Source organism: Streptomyces sp. NPDC001480 (assembly GCF_042894725.1).
Taxonomy (GTDB): Bacteria; Actinomycetota; Actinomycetes; order Streptomycetales; family Streptomycetaceae; genus Streptomyces.
Genome location: NZ_JBIAVX010000019.1, coordinates 175779 through 188371, shown reverse-complemented (window position 1 = coordinate 188371; position 12593 = coordinate 175779). Strand labels below are relative to the sequence as shown.

Sequence of the window (12593 nt, the reverse complement as noted above, 5' to 3'; positions counted from 1 at the left end):
GCCCCCCCGGGGGGGGGGGGGTGGGGGGGGTGGGGGGGGGGGGGGGGGGGGGGGGGGGGGGGGGGGGGGGGGGGGGGGGGGGGGGGGGGGGGGGGGGGGGGGGGGGGGGGGGGGGGGGGGGGGGGGGGCCCGGGCCCCCCCCCGCGCCAGGTGCACGAGCCGTAGGTACGGGGGGAACCCCGGCTCAGTGCGACGGCCGATGACCAGTCGGCTCACTCTGTACTGCGTACCCGGGGCCGAAAACGTTACGCGCTGCCCCAAAAAACTTTCCCGGCCTACGAAAGCGCAGGTCAGAGCCGTGCGCCGGGCGGATCAGAGCGCGGTGTACGTCGGGCTCGGCGACAGGGAGAACGGGGCCGACGAGGACGAGGGGGCCGACGGGGTCCGCGTGTGCTGCGGCGACAGCGGGGCGAAGGCCGTGGGAGCGGGCGTGACCAGGCCTCCGTCGCGGTGGTGGTCGTCGCCGCCCGGCCCTATGTGGCCGTCGTCGTCACCGCCGCCCCGGCCGCCGTTGCCGCCGTGGCCGTCCTCGCCGCCGCGGCCGTCCTTGCCGCTCTTGCCGTCCTTGCCGTTCCGGTCCTCGTCACCGGTCGCGTTGCCGGACGACTCCAGGACGCCCTTGCAGTACTTCCACACGCGCGTGGAGCCGCCCGCCACCCCTTCCAGGACGCGCCTGCGGTCGGGGGCGAGCTCCTTGCCGGCCCGGACGTCGCGGCAGGCCGAGCGCGCGCCGCTCCACCAGGCGCCGGTGTCGTGGGGGGTGCCGGACGAGCCGGTGGCACCGCCCTCTGCCTGGCTCCCGCGGCTCGCACCGGGCGAGACACCGGGGGTTCCGCTCACGCCGCCGCTCGGGGGCAGCAGACCGGACGTACCGCCCGGGGTGCCTTCCGGGGAGGGCGAGGCGAGCGGGCGCTCGGAGGTCCCGGCGCCCGAGGCCGAGGCGGCGGGCCCCGGGGTGTCGTCGCGGAACGGCGTCGGCAGCACCCCGCTGCCGGCGGCCATGGCGACCCCGCCGAGCGTGCCCACGGCCAGCGCGGCGGTGAGCGCCAGGCGCACCGGGCGGGCCCAGCCGGGACGGCGTGCGGCGTGGGGCCGGCCGCCGATGCGGATCAGCCCGGCATCGGCGGATCCGTCGGGCGCGCCGCTCACGTGACCGGCGCCGGCCTGCGCGGCGGCGTCCTCGCGGGCCTCGCGCGCCTTCCGGAACGCGGCCAGCGCCGCTTCCTCGCCGGGGAGTTCGGTGTCGGCCACGGTGGCGTCGGCTGACAGGGCGCCGAGGGCCTCGGCGAGCCGTTCGGCCTGGTCACGGGCGGAGGAGTCGACGGCTTCGAGCGACTCGCCACGCAGTAGACGTTCTGCCGTCCTGCGGTTCAGCCACCGCCCGGGGGTCCGGGGGCTGTCCCCCGGAGAGACACAGCGCTCGTCGGCCATCACATGTCCTTCTGCGTCCGCGGACGCGTATGCGTCACAGTGGCGGACGTCACCGCGCGACGGCGCGGTTCTCGCTGGGGCGGCAGCGCCTCGAGCCTGCCCGCCGATTCCGGATCCTCGCCGAGCAGCTCCGCGAGCCGCTTCAGGCCACGGTGCGCGGCGGTGCGTACGGCGCCCGCGCGCTTGCCGAGCGTCTCGGCCGCGCTCTTGGCGTCGAGGCCGACGACCACGCGCAGCACGACCGCCTCGGCCTGGTCCTGCGGGAGACGCGCGATGAGGGAGAGGGTGCTGTCGGTGGCCAGGGCCTCCATGGCCTCGCCCGCGGTGTCGGACTCGGCGGCCCTGCCGGTCAGCTCGGTCTCGTCGCCGCCGATCGCGGGGCGGCGGCCGCGCATCCGTATGTGGTCCAGGGCACGGTTGCGGGCGATACGGGCCGCCCAGCCGCGGAAGCGGTCCGCGTCCCCGCTGAAACGCTCCAGGTCACGGGCTATCTGTAGCCAGGCCTCGGATGCGACGTCCTCGGCGTCCGGGTCGCCGACCAGCGTCCGTACGTACCCGAGCAGCCGCGGATGCACCGCGCGGTAGACCGTACGGAACGCGGTCTCGTTCCCGGCCTGTGCCGCACGTACCGCGGCGGTCAGCTCCGCGTCGTCCCCCAGCACCTGGTTCCTCGGTAGATGGTCGCGGCCTCGGGGCCGCCGATCGTTGCAGTGATCATGCATTCGCGCTCGACGCGAAAGGCACGTTACGACCTGAAACCGCTCCTCGTCCACGTCCGTCCAAGATGCAACTAACTCGTGACGCGGTGGACCGTGGCGGGGTGTGACAGAAAACGCACTCATGGCGCTGTAGCAAGTACGGGCCGCCGCGCGGTCCGTGCCGCGCGACGGCCGGGGCCTCTCCTGTGGGGGGTGGCGGCCCCGGCCGTTGCCTTGGCGGCGAACGGCGAGGGGCGCGCCGTCACTTCTTCGCCTTCGTCTTTGGCTTCGCCTTCGTCTTCGACTTCACCTTCGTCTTCGACTTCGCCTTGGTCGTGCTCTTGGCTCCGGGGGACTTCCCGTCGTCCATGGCCGCCGCGATCCGCCCGGCACAGTAGGAGGCGACGTTCGCCCTGCCGCCGGCCGCCGCGACCAGCCGCTGCCAGGCCGTCGCGTCCAGCGCCTTGCCGTGGTCCGCGATCCGCTCGTAGGCACGGCAGTGGGCCAGGGTGTCCTTGGCGGTGGCCGGATGCCCCGGCGACGCCGGTCCGGACGGCGGGGCGGCGGGCGCGGGGGACCGCGTTCGCCCGGCGGTGCGGTCCGGTGCCCCGGCCGACGTGTCCGGGCGAGGCCGGTCGCCGGACTCATAGGTGGAGGAACCGGCCGCGCCGATGGCGGCGACCGCCACTCCGCCCAGGGTCAGGCTCGCCAGCAGCATCAGCAGCGTCGCCCGCGCCGAACGCGGTACACGCGCCCGCTCGCGGGGCCGCCAGTCGTCCCGGCGCCGGGTCCGCGCCCGCAGCGCCCCGGCGTCCCGCGCATCCCGGAAGGCTTCGGCGGCACGCCGCTCGGCCTCCGCGTCGACGCCGTGCGGGCGCAGCGCGGCGCCGAGCGCCTCCTCGACGTGCCGCCGGGTGGACGGGCCGCCGTCTGCGGTCACTTCGCCTCCCCCAGCGTGCCGGATCCGCCGTCCGTCACACCTTCCGCCGCTTCCGCCGCGCCCAGCAGCCCTGACAGCCGTTTCAGCCCGCGGTACGCGGCCGTGCGCACCGCGCCGGGGCGTTTGCCGAGGACCCGGGCGGCGGCGGGACCGTCGAGCCCGACGACCACGCGCAGCAGTACGGCCTCGGCCTGGTCGCGCGGCAGCCGGCGGAGCAGGGCCAGCGCGTCCGCGGTGGACATGGACTCCAGGGCCTGCTCATGGGTGCTGTGCCGACCGGGGAGTTCCAGCACGTCCTGCTCCAGCGCCGTCGCCCGGGGCCGGGCCCGCCGGCGGCGCAGATGGTCCAGGGCGCGGTGCCGGGCGATGGTCGCGCTCCAGCCGCGGAACCCCGCCCCGTCGCCCTTGAACCGGCCCAGGTCACGGGCGATCTCCAGCCAGGCGTCGGAGGCCACGTCCTCGGCCTCGTCGCCGACCAGGCCGCGCAGATAGCCGAGCAGGCCGGGCTGCACCAGCCGGTACACCACCGCGAAGGCCGCCTCGTCGCCCTCCTGGGCCCGCGCGACGGCCTCGCCGAGTTCCCCGTCGTACGCCTGCACGCGGCCGGTGTCCCCTCCCTGGCCAAGAACCGTTTCCTCAGTGCGGTGCCTCAAGGTCATCAGCGTCGGACTCCGGGGAAGTGTCACAGCGCCTGCCGCCGCGGTGACGCCGCGCCGGTGCTCTCAGTGCCGCCGCGCCGTCCCGGCGATCGCGTCCCGGCACAGCAGCCGCAGCGACCCGTTGCCGTCGAAGCAGCGGCGGGCCTCGTCGACCGGGTCCCACAGGCGTTCGTCAGGAGTGCGGATCCAGTGTTCGCCGCCGGACGCCCACCACTCGGCGCCGGTCTGCCGGACGATCACCTCACCGGCGTAGGCCCCGAAGCCGCGCAGCACGTCCCGCACCGCCTCGGCAGGGGTGCCCTCGCGCCGTATCTCCTCGATCATCCGGTCGACGCGCCACAGGCTCTGCGCCGAGTAGTCGAGCCGCACCCGCGCGCCCTCGCGCATGGTCGCCACCACGTCCGCCGCCCACCGCACGGGCTTGGCCGCGGCGTGCGGCCTGGTCTGCTGTGCTGTCACGTACTGGGTAGTCACATAGGGGAGAGCGGACCCGGCGGTGCTTCCGTCACGCCGATCCGGGCCGATCCCGTGATCGGCGCAACACCGACCCGGCTCCACCGCAGGACTGTCACAGGACCTGCCCGGACCGGCGGGTTTGGGCCGGGAGTGATGTTCGGCGCCTCCGGTGCGCTCTGGATCATGATGACTATGTGCTTCCATCTCCGCGCGGTGCCGCCCGGGGAGTTACGAGACGACGTGCGCTCCCTGGAGCGGCTGTTCGAGGACGACTGGGAGACCGTCCGGGAGCGGATCGGTCTGCGCCGGGAGGAGGTGCTGGACCAGCGCTACCTGGACCACGAGCTGATGTACGCCGGCTCGCCCCCGGACCTCGCGGAGGACGACCCGCGCGCCCAGGTCGTCCTGGGCGGCCGCGCGGTGTTCCACTCGGCGCTCGGGCTGCCCCCGTTCCTGCTGCTGACCGCGGCCGAGACCGCCGCCGTCGCCGCCTACCTCGCCTCGGCCGACTTCGCGGCCCTGTGGCACCGGTCCCGCGACGAACTGCTCCCCCGCTACGGCGGTCCCGACACCGAGCCGCAGACCCGCGGCGCCTTCGCGGCGGCACACCGCGACCTCACGGAGTTCTACGCCCACGCCTCGGCGTGCGGTGAGGCGGTGGTGAAGTGGGTGGTGTTGTGAGCCGCCGAGCGGGCTATACGCGCCCCCGGGCTCGCCGGGACACCACCGCGCGCAGCACCCGGCGGCCCTCGGTGGTCGTCTCCAGGGCGCCGCGGAGGCCGGCCGGGCCGTGGGCGGCGAGGAGTTCCAGGACGGTGAGCTGACGGCGGAGCTCGGCGGCGACCAGGGGCGGCATGCCCTCCGTGCTGCCCTCGCGGCGGGAGTCGACGGAGGAGGCGTCGGCGGCGGGGTCGAGGAGCCGGTGGATCTGGAGGGAGGCCACGGAGCAGGCGTCGGCCCAGGCCCGTGCTCCGGCGCCGGCGCACTCGGCGGGCGCGGCGTCGAGCATCCGGCGTGCCAGGCCCGCGGCCTCGTCCTCGACCGCCCCGCCGGGGCCGGCGGGGCCGAGCACGGCGCGCGCCCGTTCGAGGCCCTCCGCCCAGTCGCCGGTGTCCGCGAGGCTCCCCCACAGCGGCCGCAGAACCTCGTCGTCGCCGCCCAGCAGGGGCACGCACCGATCCAAACAAGCCAGCCCGCTGGCGGCCAGCCCGCGTTCGTCGGCCTGCGCGATCAGTTCCACCAGGCTCATGGAATCCTCCCTCGCCAGGGCACCGACCTTTACGGAGCCCGCATTGCCCCTTACTGCGTGCGACGGCCCGGGAGTGTCACAGGGGCATGGTTTCGGCCACCGGAGCGGGTCCGCCGAGCGCCTTGCGCCGCTGCATGCCGGTCAGCCGCAGCACGACGGCGACGGCGAGCGCGGCGGCCGCGATGTCGACGGCGTCGGAGAACAGCATCAGCCGGGCGGCGTCGTGGAGCTCCCGCGCGCCGTCGGCCCGGTGGTACGCGCTGTACGAGGCCCGGTCGGCGAGGAGCGAGATGATCCACAGCGTCCACCAGGCGTTGACCGGCGCGTGCGAGCGGGGCGTGCCCCAGGGGCTGCTGGCGTCCCAGATGTCGAGGGTGATCCGGCGCGGCATCCAGAGGTTCACCACCGGGGTGAACCAGGCGCCGATCGCCCAGCCGCGCTTCTTGCCGTGCCCGCCGGGGTGGAACACCTCGGCGTTGACCCGGACCCGGTGGAACCAGCACAGGTAGACGACGACGCAGGTCACGAACGCGATCGACTGGGCGACGCCGGAGGCCCGGTACAGGGCGTCGGCGTGGTCGGCGCGCCGGGCGACGGACGTGCCGTAGGCGCCGTCCAGGAGGTCGCCCGAGACGTCGAGCTGGAGGAGGTCGGCGTGGATCGCGAACAGGTCGGTGGCGATGACGAGCCCGAGCACCGCCGCCGCGGCCCGGCCGAGCCCGACCGGTGAGCGCAGCCAGGCGGTGGGCGTCCCGGCGAGCGGCGGGGCGGGCGGCTCCGGCGTGCCGGCGCAGCGCGCGCACAGGGTGCCGCCGGGCTCGGCGACGAAGTGGTGGCAGCGTGAGCAGATCACGGTGGGTCCCCCGGGGTGTGGTCGAGACGCCGGGCGCGTCTCTCCCCTGAGGCGCCCGCGCGGCATGCGGAAGATACGGTTCGCCGATGCCGCGCGTCCACCGGGATACGGCGGCGCCGGGCCCAGCCGGTCACCGGGACACAGCGGCGCTCAGCCCAGCCGGTCCGCCAGCTTGCGGAACTCCGTCCAGGAAAGTGCCGGTTTGCCCGGGTCCCACAGCTTCTGCACGGTCGCCCGCAGCGGCATCCGGATGCCCGCGGCGACCTGCGCCTCCGTCTGGGCGTTCGGGAAGTCGCTCCACACCGCGAAGGACCCGCCGAGGATCTGCCCGTCGTAGCGCGAGGGGACGGCGGTCGTGCCGCGCAGCACCCTCGGGTTCCACTGCTCGTAGATCCGCTGCCCCGTCGGATAGACGAAGGTCTGCGGCTCCCCGAGGACGTAGTACAGGAACTCGTCGTTGTAGTTGAGGACCTTCCGTCCCGCGCTCAGGTACTCCACCGGCTGCCGGGCGCCGATCTCCTTGCCGGTCCAGTACGCGACCTGGAGGTCCTTCGCCGGCTGCACGGACGACCCCCGGAAGAACCCGTCGTTCCACACCCGCATCGTGCGGTCGTGGGCGCGGACGGTGTCGGCGCGGTCGTTGAGCCAGCCGGTGGCGAGGGCGGAGACGGTTCCGCCGGCGCCGTAGGCCTCCCGCGCGGCGGCGGCCAGCTGCGGGTAGGAGGCCTGCGGGTCGGCGACGGTCAGGGCCTGGTACTCGTCACCGCCGAGGTGCCACTCGGAGCCCGGGAACAACCCGGCGTACTCGTCGAGCAGGTCGTCCACGATCGCCGCGGCGCTGTCCTTGGAGATGTCGACCGCCCCGCGCGTGGGGACCCCCTGCGCGTTGCGCAGCTGGAGATCGGGGTGGGCGGCGATGACGGCGCCGAGGTGCCCGGGCGAGTCGATCTCGGGGACGACCGTGATGTGCCGGCTGGCCGCGAGGTCCACGATCCGCTTGACCTGGGCCTTGGTCAGATGGTCCTTGGAGACGATCTCCGGATGGCTGGTGGACTCGATCCGGAAGCCCTGGTCGTCGGAGAAGTGCAGCCCCAGCTCGTTGAACTTCAGGTCGCCGAGTTCCTTGACCCGGTCCTCGATCCAGGAGGCGGAGTACGGCTTGCGGGCGATGTCCAGGTTGAACCCGCGCCGCGGTTTGGCGGGCTGGTCGTGCACGACGCCCTCGGGTGCCGTACCTCCGCCGTGCACCTCCTGCTTGAGGGTGCGCGTGCCGTAGAAGACGCCCGCGTCGGCGGGCCCGCTTATGTTCACGCGTCCGCCGCGCACGGTCATCGAGTACGACTCCGGGTTCGCGCCCTCGTCGTCGTTCAGCGCCAGCCGCACGTCCCCGGCGCGCACGTCGTTCCGCTCGCCCGCGTACGACAGGCCCAGCTCACCGGCGATCAGCTTGCCCTCGTCGGCCAGGTCGGCGTCGCTCACCACCACGCGCTCGCCGTGCGCCGGGCGCCAGCCGGGTCCGCGGGCGGGGGTGTGGGAGCGTACGGCGGGGATCGTGCGGGGCGCCTGGGACAGCGGGTAGGAGCGGCTGGGCGTCGGGCTCGGCTTCGGCGACGCGGAGCCGGCCCCGGCGTCCGCGGACCGCCGCGCGCCGCCGTCCGGTTCACCGCCGCCGTCCGCGGAGGCCCAGAACCCGACTCCCACGCCGAGCCCGACCGTGCCGACGAAGGCGGCGACGACCACTGCCCGCCTCCGCCTCACCTGTTGCGCCGGCGCACGGCGCCTGTGCTGGCTCACGTCCCCAACCTACGGCCCGGTCGCCGACTGTCCGTCACCCACACGCTCCGAAACTCTCCCGTCCGAGTGAAATTCGGGCATCCCTCGGACACGACGTGACCATTCTCGATAGCGTGATGACACACCTCTCACAAGATCCCCAGCCACACCACATGTGACGCGAGGACCCACGCTGCCTGCGCACCCGTACCCCTCGGGGCGAGTGACCATACCGGCACTCCCCGGACAGACCCGCACCCCGCCGTCCGTCGCCACAGTCGAGGGGTTCAACACCGCACCCGCCGACGAGGTCCACGCCACCCTCCTGACCTGCCTGCACAGCCTCCGCTGGGCCCACCGCGTCGCGGACCACCGCCCCTACCCGGACCTGGACGCCCTCCTGGCCGGGGCGGACGAGGCGGCGTACGACCTGTCCCCGACCGACCTCTCGGAAGCTCTGGCCTCGGAGCCCCTGCCGACCCTGCCCGAGGACACCTACTCGGCCGCCCACACCGCCCTGAGCGCGGCCCACGCGGCCTACGAAGCCCGATTCGGACACATGTTCGTCATCTACCTGGGTGACACGCCACCGGCGGAAACCCTCGACCGCATCCTCGAAGGCATCCGATCACGATTGGCAAACGATCCGGACGAAGAACGAGTGGTGGCGGCAGAGGAGCTACGACGCCTTGCACGAGGGCGTCTGATCAGCGCTCTGAGGGGCGCGGGGCCGTATCGATCTGCGGCTCCGCCGCGGGGCGCGACCAGCCACAAAGCACCCGCACCCGGCAAACAAGAACACCCCCACCCCGGTAGCCGCCCCTAAATAGCCCGTACGTGCACCTTTAGATGCCAGTTTGATCACACCGCCAACCCCCCGCTAAGCCCAGCGGCAGCGTCTCGCTACGATGCTGGGGGCCGGTGGACCGTACCCGGCCGGGCCCGACCGACAACCGAAGCCGGCGCGGCCCTAGTCCCCGCTCCCGGAGGGTTCTTCCGTGCCGGCTGGAACGCTGTACCGCGGCCGGGAAGGAATGTGGTCCTGGGTGGCTCACCGAGTCACCGGCGTCCTCATCTTCTTCTTCCTGTTCGTTCACGTGCTGGACACCGCTCTCGTGCGTGTCTCCCCCGAGGACTACGACAAGGTCGTAGCCACGTACAAGACGCCGATCGTCGCGCTGCTGGAGTACGGCCTCGTCGCCGCCATCCTCTTCCACGCGCTCAACGGCCTGCGCGTCATCGCCGTCGACTTCTGGTCGAAGGGCCCGCGCTACCAGAAGCAGATGCTGTGGACCGTCGTCGGCGTCTGGGTCGTCCTGATGGCCGGCGCGATCTACCCGGTCCTCGGCCACGCCGCTCGAGTCCTCTTCGGGAGCTGACGCCCCATGTCCACGACTGAAACCACCGCGTCCGGGGTCGGCCCCGTCGAGGGCGGCTCGCTCTACAACGTCGACAACCCGGCCCCCTTCATCGAGGCCCCGCGCAAGCGGACCAAGAAGACCCCCAAGTCCACCCGGGGCAACTTCGAACTGGCCGCCTGGCTGTTCATGCGCCTGTCCGGCGTCGTGCTGGTCGTCCTGGTCATCGGCCACCTGCTGATCCAGCTCGTGCTGGACGGCGGCGTCTCCAAGATCGGCTTCGCCTTCGTGGCGGGCCGCTGGGCGTCCCCGTTCTGGCAGGTCTGGGACCTGCTGATGCTGTGGCTCGCCATGCTGCACGGCGCCAACGGCCTGCGCACGGTCATCAACGACTACGCGGAGCGCGCGAACACCCGGCTGTGGCTGAAGGGCCTGCTCTACACCGCCACGGTGTTCACCATCCTGCTGGGCACGCTGGTGATCTTCACCTTCGACCCGAACATCCGCTAGGCACGGGGCTGCGAGAATCATGAAGATCCACAAGTACGACACCGTCATCGTCGGCGCCGGTGGCGCCGGTATGCGCGCCGCCATCGAGTCGACGAAGCGCAGCCGCACCGCCGTGCTGACCAAGCTCTACCCCACCCGCTCCCACACGGGCGCCGCGCAGGGCGGCATGGCCGCCGCGCTGGCCAACGTGGAGGAGGACAACTGGGAGTGGCACACCTTCGACACGGTCAAGGGCGGTGACTACCTGGTCGACCAGGACGCCGCCGAGATCCTGGCGAAGGAGGCCATCGACTCCGTCCTCGACCTGGAGAAGATGGGCCTGCCGTTCAACCGCACCCCGAACGGCACGATCGACCAGCGCCGCTTCGGCGGTCACAGCCGCAACCACGGCGAGGCCCCGGTCCGCCGCTCCTGCTACGCGGCCGACCGCACCGGCCACATGATCCTCCAGACGCTGTACCAGAACTGCGTCAAGGAGGGCGTGGAGTTCTTCAACGAGTTCTACGTCCTGGACCAGCTGATCACCGAGGTCGACGGCGTCAAGAAGTCGGCGGGTGTGGTCGCGTACGAGCTGGCGACCGGCGAGATCCACGTCTTCCAGGCGAAGGCCGTGATCTACGCGTCCGGCGGCTGCGGCAAGTTCTTCAAGGTGACGTCGAACGCCCACACGCTGACGGGTGACGGCCAGGCGGCGGTCTACCGCCGTGGCCTGCCGCTGGAGGACATGGAGTTCTTCCAGTTCCACCCGACCGGCATCTGGCGCATGGGCATCCTGCTGACGGAGGGCGCCCGCGGTGAGGGCGGCATCCTGCGCAACAAGGACGGCGAGCGCTTCATGGAGAAGTACGCGCCGGTCATGAAGGACCTCGCGTCCCGTGACGTCGTCTCCCGCTCCATCTACACGGAGATCCGCGAGGGCCGCGGCTGCGGTCCCGAGGGCGACCACGTCTACCTGGACCTCACGCACCTCCCGCCGGAGCAGCTGGACGCCAAGCTCCCGGACATCACGGAGTTCGCCCGCACCTACCTGGGCATCGAACCGTACACGGACCCGATCCCGATCCAGCCCACCGCGCACTACGCGATGGGCGGCATCCCGACGAACGTCGAGGGTGAGGTCCTCAGCGACAACACCACGGTCGTCCCGGGCCTGTACGCGGCCGGCGAGGTCGCCTGCGTCTCGGTGCACGGCGCCAACCGTCTCGGCACGAACTCGCTGCTGGACATCAACGTGTTCGGCAAGCGGGCCGGCATCGCGGCGGCGGAGTACAGCCAGAAGGCCGACTTCGTCGAGCTGCCGGAGAACCCGGAGACCCTCGTCGTCGAGCAGATCGAGCGCCTGCGCACCTCCACGGGCAACGAGCGCGTGGCGGTCCTGCGCCGCGAGCTCCAGGAGACCATGGACGCCAACGTCATGGTGTTCCGCACCGAGCAGACGATCAAGACGGCGGTCGAGAAGATCACCGAGCTGCGCGAGCGCTACAAGAACGTGGCGATCCAGGACAAGGGCAAGCGGTTCAACACCGACCTGCTGGAGGCCATCGAGCTGGGCAACCTGCTGGACCTGGCCGAGGTCATGGCCGTGTCCGCCCTGGCCCGCAAGGAGTCGCGCGGCGGTCACTACCGCGAGGACTACCCCAACCGCGACGACGTCAACTTCATGCGCCACACCATGGCGTACCGCGAGGTGGGCGACGACGGCACCGAGACCGTGCGCCTGGACTACAAGCCGGTCGTCCAGACCCGCTACCAGCCGATGGAGCGTAAGTACTGATGGCAACCCCCGTTATGGACAAGGCCGAGGCGGACGCGCAGTCGGCTGCGTCCCCCTACATCACGGTCACCTTCCGGGTCCGCCGCTTCAACCCGGAGGTCTCGGCCGAGGCGACCTGGGAAGACTTCCAGCTGGAGATCGACCCGAAGGAGCGCGTCCTCGACGGTCTCCACAAGATCAAGTGGGACGTCGACGGCACGCTGACCTTCCGCCGCTCCTGCGCCCACGGCATCTGCGGCTCCGACGCCATGCGGATCAACGGCAAGAACCGCCTGGCGTGCAAGACGCTGATCAAGGACATCAACCCCGAGAAGCCGATCACGATCGAGCCCATCAAGGGCCTGACGGTCCTGAAGGACCTGGTCGTGGACATGGAGCCGTTCTTCCAGGCGTACCGGGACGTCATGCCCTTCCTCATCACGAAGGACACGAACGAGCCCACGCGTGAGCGCCTCCAGTCGGCCGAGGACCGCGAGCGCTTCGACGACACGACGAAGTGCATCCTCTGCGCCGCCTGCACGTCCTCCTGCCCGGTCTTCTGGAACGACGGCCAGTACTTCGGCCCGGCCGCCATCGTCAACGCGCACCGCTTCATCTTCGACTCGCGCGACGAGGCCGCCGAGCAGCGCCTGGAGATCCTCAACGACCGCGACGGCGTCTGGCGCTGCCGCACGACCTTCAACTGCACGGACGCCTGCCCGCGCGGCATCGAGGTCACGAAGGCGATCGCCGAGGTCAAGCGCGCGCTGATCACGCGGCGGTACTGAGGCACGCCCGCACGTCCTCGAAGGCCCCGCCCACCGGTCACGCGCCGGAGGGCGGGGCCTTCGGGCTTCGTGGGCGCCCCGCGGAAACCGAGGAGCCCCGTCCCGCCGCTCCGGCCTAAGGTGCC

The 12593-nt window shown here is 72.5% G+C and carries 14 protein-coding genes; 6 read left to right on the top strand and 8 right to left on the bottom strand.

The annotated features are described in order from the left end of the window. Positions 1 to 312: 312 nt before the first annotated feature. The 5 genes from ACFY01_RS37850 to ACFY01_RS37830 form a co-directional block, all read right to left on the bottom strand. Positions 313 to 1431: a hypothetical protein gene (locus ACFY01_RS37850; RefSeq protein WP_390740307.1), complete on the bottom strand. Its 1119-nt coding sequence runs from the start codon at positions 1429 to 1431 to the stop codon at positions 313 to 315. Then, positions 1431 to 2093, bottom strand: coding sequence for an RNA polymerase sigma factor (locus tag ACFY01_RS37845; RefSeq protein ID WP_390740306.1), 663 nt, complete (start codon positions 2091 to 2093; stop codon positions 1431 to 1433). Before ACFY01_RS37845 ends, ACFY01_RS37850 begins: the two co-directional genes overlap by 1 nt. A gap of 298 nt (positions 2094 to 2391) precedes the next feature. Then, a complete protein-coding gene (locus ACFY01_RS37840) occupies positions 2392 to 3069 on the bottom strand; it encodes a hypothetical protein (RefSeq protein ID WP_390740305.1) in 678 nt (225 codons plus the stop codon). Further along, positions 3066 to 3728, bottom strand: a complete 663-nt coding sequence (locus ACFY01_RS37835) for an RNA polymerase sigma factor (protein WP_390740304.1) — start codon at positions 3726 to 3728, stop codon at positions 3066 to 3068. The genes ACFY01_RS37840 and ACFY01_RS37835 overlap by 4 nt, the downstream gene beginning before the upstream one ends. A 63-nt stretch (positions 3729 to 3791) precedes the next feature. Next, positions 3792 to 4187, bottom strand: coding sequence for a hypothetical protein (locus ACFY01_RS37830; RefSeq protein WP_390740303.1), 396 nt, complete (start codon positions 4185 to 4187; stop codon positions 3792 to 3794). Between the two features lie 189 nt (positions 4188 to 4376). Between ACFY01_RS37830 and ACFY01_RS37825 the strand changes: the two genes are divergently transcribed. Continuing rightward, positions 4377 to 4865: a DUF1877 family protein gene (locus ACFY01_RS37825; protein ID WP_390740302.1), complete on the top strand. Its 489-nt coding sequence runs from the start codon at positions 4377 to 4379 to the stop codon at positions 4863 to 4865. 13 nt (positions 4866 to 4878) lie between these two features. On the opposite strand, the gene ACFY01_RS37820 is transcribed toward ACFY01_RS37825, so the two are convergent. The 3 genes from ACFY01_RS37820 to ACFY01_RS37810 all read right to left on the bottom strand — a co-directional run bounded on the left by ACFY01_RS37820 (position 4879) and on the right by ACFY01_RS37810 (position 8026). Continuing rightward, a complete protein-coding gene (locus ACFY01_RS37820) occupies positions 4879 to 5433 on the bottom strand; it encodes a hypothetical protein (RefSeq protein ID WP_390740301.1) in 555 nt (184 codons plus the stop codon). Between the two features lie 76 nt (positions 5434 to 5509). Then, positions 5510 to 6286 carry a DUF4328 domain-containing protein gene (locus tag ACFY01_RS37815; RefSeq protein WP_390740300.1) on the bottom strand — a complete coding sequence of 259 codons (777 nt, stop codon included), beginning with the start codon at positions 6284 to 6286 and terminating at the stop codon, positions 5510 to 5512. A gap of 150 nt (positions 6287 to 6436) precedes the next feature. Beyond that, positions 6437 to 8026, bottom strand: coding sequence for a glycoside hydrolase family 20 protein (locus ACFY01_RS37810; RefSeq protein WP_390740299.1), 1590 nt, complete (start codon positions 8024 to 8026; stop codon positions 6437 to 6439). Positions 8027 to 8234: 208 nt separating this feature from the next. On the opposite strand from ACFY01_RS37810, the gene ACFY01_RS37805 reads away from it, so the two are divergent. The 5 genes from ACFY01_RS37805 (at position 8235) to ACFY01_RS37785 (ending at position 12468) form a co-directional block, all read left to right on the top strand. Beyond that, on the top strand, positions 8235 to 8885 hold the full coding sequence (locus tag ACFY01_RS37805) for a 2-oxo-4-hydroxy-4-carboxy-5-ureidoimidazoline decarboxylase (protein ID WP_390740298.1): 651 nt from the start codon (positions 8235 to 8237) through the stop codon (positions 8883 to 8885). Positions 8886 to 9057: 172 nt separating this feature from the next. Next, positions 9058 to 9438 (top strand): succinate dehydrogenase, cytochrome b556 subunit, encoded by a 381-nt coding sequence (gene sdhC, locus ACFY01_RS37800; protein ID WP_043406142.1) that lies wholly within the window; start codon positions 9058 to 9060, stop codon positions 9436 to 9438. A 6-nt stretch (positions 9439 to 9444) separates the two neighbouring features. Then, complete coding sequence (locus ACFY01_RS37795) at positions 9445 to 9927, top strand: succinate dehydrogenase hydrophobic membrane anchor subunit (RefSeq protein ID WP_390740297.1); 483 nt, start codon at positions 9445 to 9447, stop codon at positions 9925 to 9927. A gap of 19 nt (positions 9928 to 9946) precedes the next feature. Further along, positions 9947 to 11701: a succinate dehydrogenase flavoprotein subunit gene (sdhA, locus tag ACFY01_RS37790; protein WP_390740296.1), complete on the top strand. Its 1755-nt coding sequence runs from the start codon at positions 9947 to 9949 to the stop codon at positions 11699 to 11701. Then, positions 11701 to 12468, top strand: a complete 768-nt coding sequence (locus ACFY01_RS37785) for a succinate dehydrogenase iron-sulfur subunit (RefSeq protein WP_390740295.1) — start codon at positions 11701 to 11703, stop codon at positions 12466 to 12468. The genes sdhA and ACFY01_RS37785 overlap by 1 nt, the downstream gene beginning before the upstream one ends. Positions 12469 to 12593 lie beyond the last annotated feature (125 nt).